Source organism: Pseudomonas sp. GXM4 (genome assembly GCF_008923895.1).
GTDB classification, from domain to species: domain Bacteria; phylum Pseudomonadota; class Gammaproteobacteria; order Pseudomonadales; family Pseudomonadaceae; genus Aquipseudomonas; species Aquipseudomonas atacamensis.
In genome coordinates this window covers 1-5,731 of sequence record NZ_WBRZ01000322.1, presented here as the reverse complement: position 1 = coordinate 5,731, position 5,731 = coordinate 1, and the positions used below count along the sequence as shown (strand labels likewise).

At 60.5% G+C, this 5,731-nt stretch carries 5 protein-coding genes; 2 read left to right on the top strand and 3 right to left on the bottom strand.

Annotation, left to right across the window (positions count from 1 at the left end; translation table 11 throughout):
* Positions 1-76: 76 nt before the first annotated feature.
* The 3 genes from F8N49_RS24950 to F8N49_RS24940 are packed head-to-tail and all read right to left on the bottom strand — an operon-like array spanning position 77 to position 3,351.
* Entirely contained in the window at positions 77-1,000 is a 924-nt protein-coding gene (locus F8N49_RS24950; RefSeq protein WP_371699471.1) for an HlyD family secretion protein, read from the bottom strand.
* Between the two features lie 25 nt (positions 1,001-1,025).
* A complete protein-coding gene (locus tag F8N49_RS24945; protein WP_016774855.1) occupies positions 1,026-1,226 on the bottom strand; it encodes a DUF1656 domain-containing protein in 201 nt (66 codons plus the stop codon).
* Positions 1,216-3,351 carry an FUSC family protein gene (locus F8N49_RS24940; protein WP_151553016.1) on the bottom strand — a complete coding sequence of 712 codons (2,136 nt, stop codon included), beginning with the start codon at positions 3,349-3,351 and terminating at the stop codon, positions 1,216-1,218. Before F8N49_RS24940 ends, F8N49_RS24945 begins: the two co-directional genes overlap by 11 nt.
* Positions 3,352-3,521: 170 nt before the next feature.
* Here F8N49_RS24940 and F8N49_RS24935 point away from each other — a divergent pair, with 170 nt between their 5' ends.
* Together F8N49_RS24935 and F8N49_RS24930 are read left to right on the top strand one after the other, a co-directional pair.
* Positions 3,522-4,577 (top strand): tetratricopeptide repeat protein, encoded by a 1,056-nt coding sequence (locus F8N49_RS24935; protein ID WP_122611339.1) that lies wholly within the window; start codon positions 3,522-3,524, stop codon positions 4,575-4,577.
* Positions 4,578-4,710: 133 nt separating this feature from the next.
* The coding region (locus tag F8N49_RS24930; RefSeq protein ID WP_151553014.1) for an ATPase domain-containing protein at positions 4,711-5,731 on the top strand (1,021 nt) is incomplete at its 3' end.

The following is a 5,731-nucleotide window of genomic DNA, read 5'->3' as shown; positions in this document are numbered from 1 at the left end:
GTCCAGTGACGCGGAGCGTCACGGGCTGCATTCCCACGCGGAGCGTGGGAACGATCAACACAGCTCCTACCGGGGATCAGGGTTCCAGGACGGTGACGGTGGCGGTTGTACCGGCGCGCAGGCGATGCTTGCCGGCAAAGTCACCATCAATGCCAATGCGCACCGGCACCCGTTGCGCCAGTTTCACCCAGGTGTAACTCGGGTTGATGTTCGCCAGCAGACGACTGCCCGGCGCGTTTTCGCGGTCGGCGATGGCGAAGGCGATGCTTTCTACCGTACCGCCGAAACGCTCACCGCTCATCAATTGAATGCGTACCCGATCACCCTCCTCGATTCGCGGCAACTTGGTTTCCTCGAAGTAACCACTGACATAGAACGAATCGCTGTCGACCAGCGCCAGCAGTGCGCCGCCGGCTTGTGCATAGTCACCCTGGCGGGTCAGCAGGTTGGTCACGTAACCGCTCACTGGCGATTCAACGCGGGTGCGCTGCAAGTCCAGTTCGGCTTGGGTCAGCGCGGCAATTGCCAGTTGCACATTGGCTTCGGCCAGCCCGAGGTTGGCCTGATTGCGCAACAGATCCGCCTGGGCAACCGCCACGTCGGTACTGGCCTTCTCCCATTCTTCACCGGAAATCGCGAAGCCCTGCTTCAGCGTGCGGCGGCGGCGCTCCTCGCTTTGACGTTGTTTGAGCAACGCTTCACTGGCGACGATTGCCGCTTGCGATTGCCCCAGCGACGCCTTGGACACTTCCACTGAACGCCGGGCATGCTCGACCGCCAGTTGATAGCGCGCCGGATCGATCTCCAGCAACAATTGGCCCTTGTCGACATGCTGGTTGTCCTGCACTGCCAGTTTGACGATTCGCCCCGAAACATCCGCCGACAGCGTCACCACATCCGCCCTCACCCGAGCATCCCGTGTCCACGGCGCGCGGGTGTAATACTCCCAGGCGAACCAGCCGAGGACGATCGCCAGGATCACCACTGCCACGGTCATCATTCGTGCAACTAGTGCTTTCAAGACATCAGGCTCCCATCAACAGAATCAGCGTGGCGCAGACACAGGCGTACAGCGCGCCTTCGAACAGTGCTTCATGCCACACCAGGCGCAGCACGCCGAGGCGCCGCAGACACCAGTCCAGCAACATGAAAATCGGAATCGCCAGTAACAGTGCCTGGGCAATCGGCGGCAGATAAACCCCGCCAATTTCGAAATCAATGGGCAAGTTGCGGTTCTCCTTCCAGGCCTTGAGGTTGCAAATAATCGCCGTGCCGCTCGAGGAATGACACCACAATCAGCAGCGCCACACGCATGCGAAACACCGACCAAAGATGTTCATGACTGGTGGCGTGCAGCTCGTCCAGCTCATCTCCGAGTTGGTGCAACGTGGCCAGCAGCGCCGCAAGCTGGACATCGTCGCGACCGGCAACCAAACGACCGGTCTTGCGCAACGCCGACGCCAGGCGTTGGCCGAACGCATCGGTAAGTAGCGCGTTGTTCTGCGCCTGCTGCCGCAGCTGATGCATGGCCACGCCCAAGGCCACGCATGCCAGGCTGATTTCATACAAGCGCTGCATGGCACGATCGTTCGCCGCTGGCAGCAGGCCGAGCATGCTGGTCAGGCGATCGGTCATCCGACTCTCGAAAGCGAATTGTTGTTCATCGGTGGCCGGCATTTTGCTCAGTTGGCACACCTGCTCCCGCGCTTCGCCGTACAGGCGGCGGATGCGCAAGGCCGGGCGGAACGGGAAGATCAGCGCATAAACGATCAGGGCCAGCATCGCTGCGCTGACGTAGGCGCCGGCGAATTCGAACCATTGAATCGCCGTATTCTGCCCAGTGCCGGTATTTTGCGGTCCGAGCATGAGGAAACTGGAGAGGCCAAGGCCCATGCCGATACCGGCGGTGGCCGGACTGGAAATTCCCACGGCAATTGCATATAGCAGCGGCGCCAGCAGCAAGGCCAGCAGCTCGAAATCACTGATCGCCGGGACCAGCATGAATTGATAGAACGCCGATACCAGCAGTGCCAGACCCAAGCCACGGGCGTAGCTTTGCGCAGCCATCAGCGGACGCGGAAAAGTCGCCATCAGCGAGCAGAGAATCCCCACCAGAATCATCCCGCCGCGCGCGCCATCCCACGCCGTTTCGATCCAGATCAACCCGCTGACCAACAGCGCGGTGAAGGCACGGATCGCATTCATCGAGGCCAGGGTGAAATCCAGATGCAACGGACTGCTCTGGCCGCGATAAAGGCAACTGGCCGGGCGCCCTTCCTGAATCGCGTCGCTCAGTTCGAGGATCTGCTCAAGTTGCTGCAACAGGCGCGCCTGCTCCCAACGCAGCGCCCAAGCCAATGAACGCAGGGTCGCGCTCATGTTCTCGGTCTGCTGCTCGGCCTTGTACGCCAACGCTTCGAACTGTTGCTGCAAGGTGACGAAACGCTGCCGATCGGCGCCAGACAGCGCGCGGCCCTGTTGCGCCAACTGCTCAAGCAACGCCAGTTCCTCGGCACGCAGCTGCTGGACCTCCAGCGGCAGATCGCCCTCCCAGCGTTCGATGAGCAATTCGCGCTGATGACGCAGCGCGGTCAGTCGCGAGGTCAGCAGCATCAGTTGGTTGCCGAGCAGCAATACCAGGTTGTCGGCACTGCGCAAACGGGGGGCATCGAAATACAAATGACGTCGTAAACCTTCCAGTGCGCTGATCTCGCCGAGCAGCTGCATTTGCCTACGCTGGAAATCGGCTTCGCTTTCTTCCGTACGAAGCACCTCGGCAGCGTGGCTGGCGGCCAGTTTGATCACCTGATCGATTTTGGCGAAATAGCCCTTGGTGACGGCCTCAGGCCGGGCCGTCAGCAAACTGACCACACAGACACAGGCGACCGCCAACAAAGTTTCGGTGACGCGGGTGACCGCCAGCAGAAAGGTGCCGTCCTGATCCGGAATCGCCAGTAAAGCTACGACCACAGCGGTGTAACCACTGAGCACGAACGCCTGGGAGCTGGTGTAACGCAACAAGGTGCCGCCCGCCGTGCACAGCGCCAGCCACAACGCCAATGTCGTGATGAACGGCAGCGGCGCCTGAGGGAAAATCGCCATGATCAGCACCGCCACCGCCGCGCCCACGGTGGTGCCGATTACCTGGCCGAAACTGCGCGCCAGTGCCATCCCTGCCAGTGGCTGGCTGACGATCACCACGGCCATGATCGACCACTTCGGCTGTTCGAGATCAAAAATGAACGCCAGATAAAGGGTCAACAGCCCGGCGGCGATGGTCCGCAGGGCAAACAGCAAGACAGCCTGACCGGGATGGATCAAAGCCTTGAAATAGGTGTACAGCGCAGACATGGGCACTCTCTTTAAAACGACTTCTGCAAGCGTAGACATTGCAGCAAAAGCCTGACGGATTTCACAGTCGACACGTGTTGTAGGACGATTCGCTGGCAACGGTTTGACTCACGCGCCAAGCTGAACGAAGCTTGCCGCTCTGCTCAAGTTCGAAGCTTTCGGAAACCCGCATGACTCAGTCCCGCCGCAACCTGCTGATCGGCTTAGGCCTCGTACTGATCCTCGGCGTCGTCTGGCTGTCCTGGCGCAGCAGCACTCCGACCATCCCCGATGCTATCAAACATGGCTACAGCGAAGCGCTGAACGCCGCGCGCACCGGTGAACCCGGAGCGGCGCGCCAGTTGTACCAGCAATTGGGCCGCCCGGACATCTCGGTCAAGCGCCGGGTCTGGCTGCATGGCGAACTGCCCAATTACCCCAGTCCGCAGGCGTTGAAGCTGGCGGACATCGACTTGCATCACGAAGCGCCGCAAGTGCGCGTCGCAGCGATCAAAAGCATCGTCGGTCTGGTGCCCGGCGGGCAGCGCAGTCTGCTGCTAGGACCGTTGCTTGATGATGAAGAACAAACTGTCCGTTTCGCCGCGATCAACGCCCTGCTCGGCCTGGCCCCGGACGAGCTCGGCCTGTATTTCGCACCGCTACAGCAGGCCATCGACGGCTGGCAACAGACCTTGGAAAGCCAGCCGGAAAGCGCCGCCAACTATGCGCAACTGGCCCGTCTCTATATTCACAACGCCGAATACAAACAGGCCCAACAGGCTTTGGACAATACCTTGCGCCTGGAACCGGGCAACCTGCCGGCGCTGGTCATGCAGATCGATGTGCTCGACCGCCAGGGCCAGAGCGATGCCGCTCGCCAGTTGCTCGCCCGCCAACTCAAGGCGCAGCCCGATTCGGCCTATCTGCAACATGCCCTCGGCCTGTGGCTGCTGCACCACGGCCAGCGCGAATATGCCCTGCTCGGCCTGTCCAAAGCGGTCGAGCTGGAACCGGACAACAAGGATTATCGCTACGACCTCGCCACCACTCTGCACAGCGCGGAAGAACTGGAAGCGGCGCAGAAACAACTGCAGGAAATCGTTCAGCGCCACCCCGCCGACCGCAAGGCGCGGGTGTTGTTGATCAACTATTGGAAGGAAAGCGGCCAATTGCAGAATGTGCAGATTCTGCTGGCGCAACTGGAGCAGCTGAATCCGGACGACCCGGCCCTGCAACAGGGTCTTTAATCAAGGTAGAGCGGGTGCAATCAACCACCTGTCGAAAGAAAAAGCGGAACCGTGAACATGCCCTGAGGTCAAGTTATTCAGGCGGCTCACTTAAGCCAGTCGCCGGATTACCCTAGTCATAAGAGGGCGTTTTTTGACTACATCAAACGAGTTGATCAGTGCAAAGGCCGCCGTCGGCATTGTAGGTCTGGATGACATCCTTGCCGGTGGCCTGTCCCGCGGCCATGTGTTTTTGCTCGAGGGGGAACCCGGAACCGGCAAAACCACCGTGGCTTTGCATTTCCTCCGCGCCGGTGCGCTGGCCGGGGAACGTTGCTTGTACATCACTCTCTCGGAAACCGAGAAAGAACTGCGTCAAGGTGCGCTCTCCCACGGCTGGGAGCTGAACGAAAACATCAAAATCTTCGAGCTGACACCGCCGGAAAGCCTGCTCAATGCCGAACACCAGCAAAGCCTGCTGTATTCCTCGGACCTTGAACTGGGCGAGGCGACCAGGCAGATTTTCGAAGTGGTCGAACGCTTCAAACCGACCCGTGTAGTGCTCGACAGCCTTTCGGAGATCCGTCTGCTGGCGCAGAGCTCGTTGCGCTATCGTCGGCAGATTCTGGCGATCAAGCACTACTTCGTGCGCTACGACGCCACCGTCCTGCTGCTCGATGACCTGACCACCGAATCCCTCGACAAGACCGTGCACAGTGTAGCCCACGGCGTGATTCGCCTCGAAGAGCTGACGCCAAGCTACGGCGCCGAGCGTCGTCGGGTACGAGTGGTCAAGTATCGCGGGCAGAAATACCGTGGCGGTTTCCACGATTTCACCATCATGGGCGACGGCGTCCATGTTTTCCCACGCCTGGTAGCGGCGGAACATCGCGGCGACTACGCGCGGCTGCAGTTGTCCAGCGGCATCCCGCAAATGGACGCCCTGCTCGGCGGCGGCATCGAAACCGGCTCCAGCACGCTGATTCTCGGCCCGGCCGGTACCGGCAAATCAATGATTTCGATGATCTTCGCCGCCGCAGCGGTGGCCCGAGGCGAAAAAGCCGCGCTGTTCATTTTCGATGAAGAGCTGGGACTGCTGTTCGAACGCATGCGTCATCTCGGCATCGACCTCAAAGCCTTGCAGGCCACCGGTAATCTGCTTATCGAACAAGTAG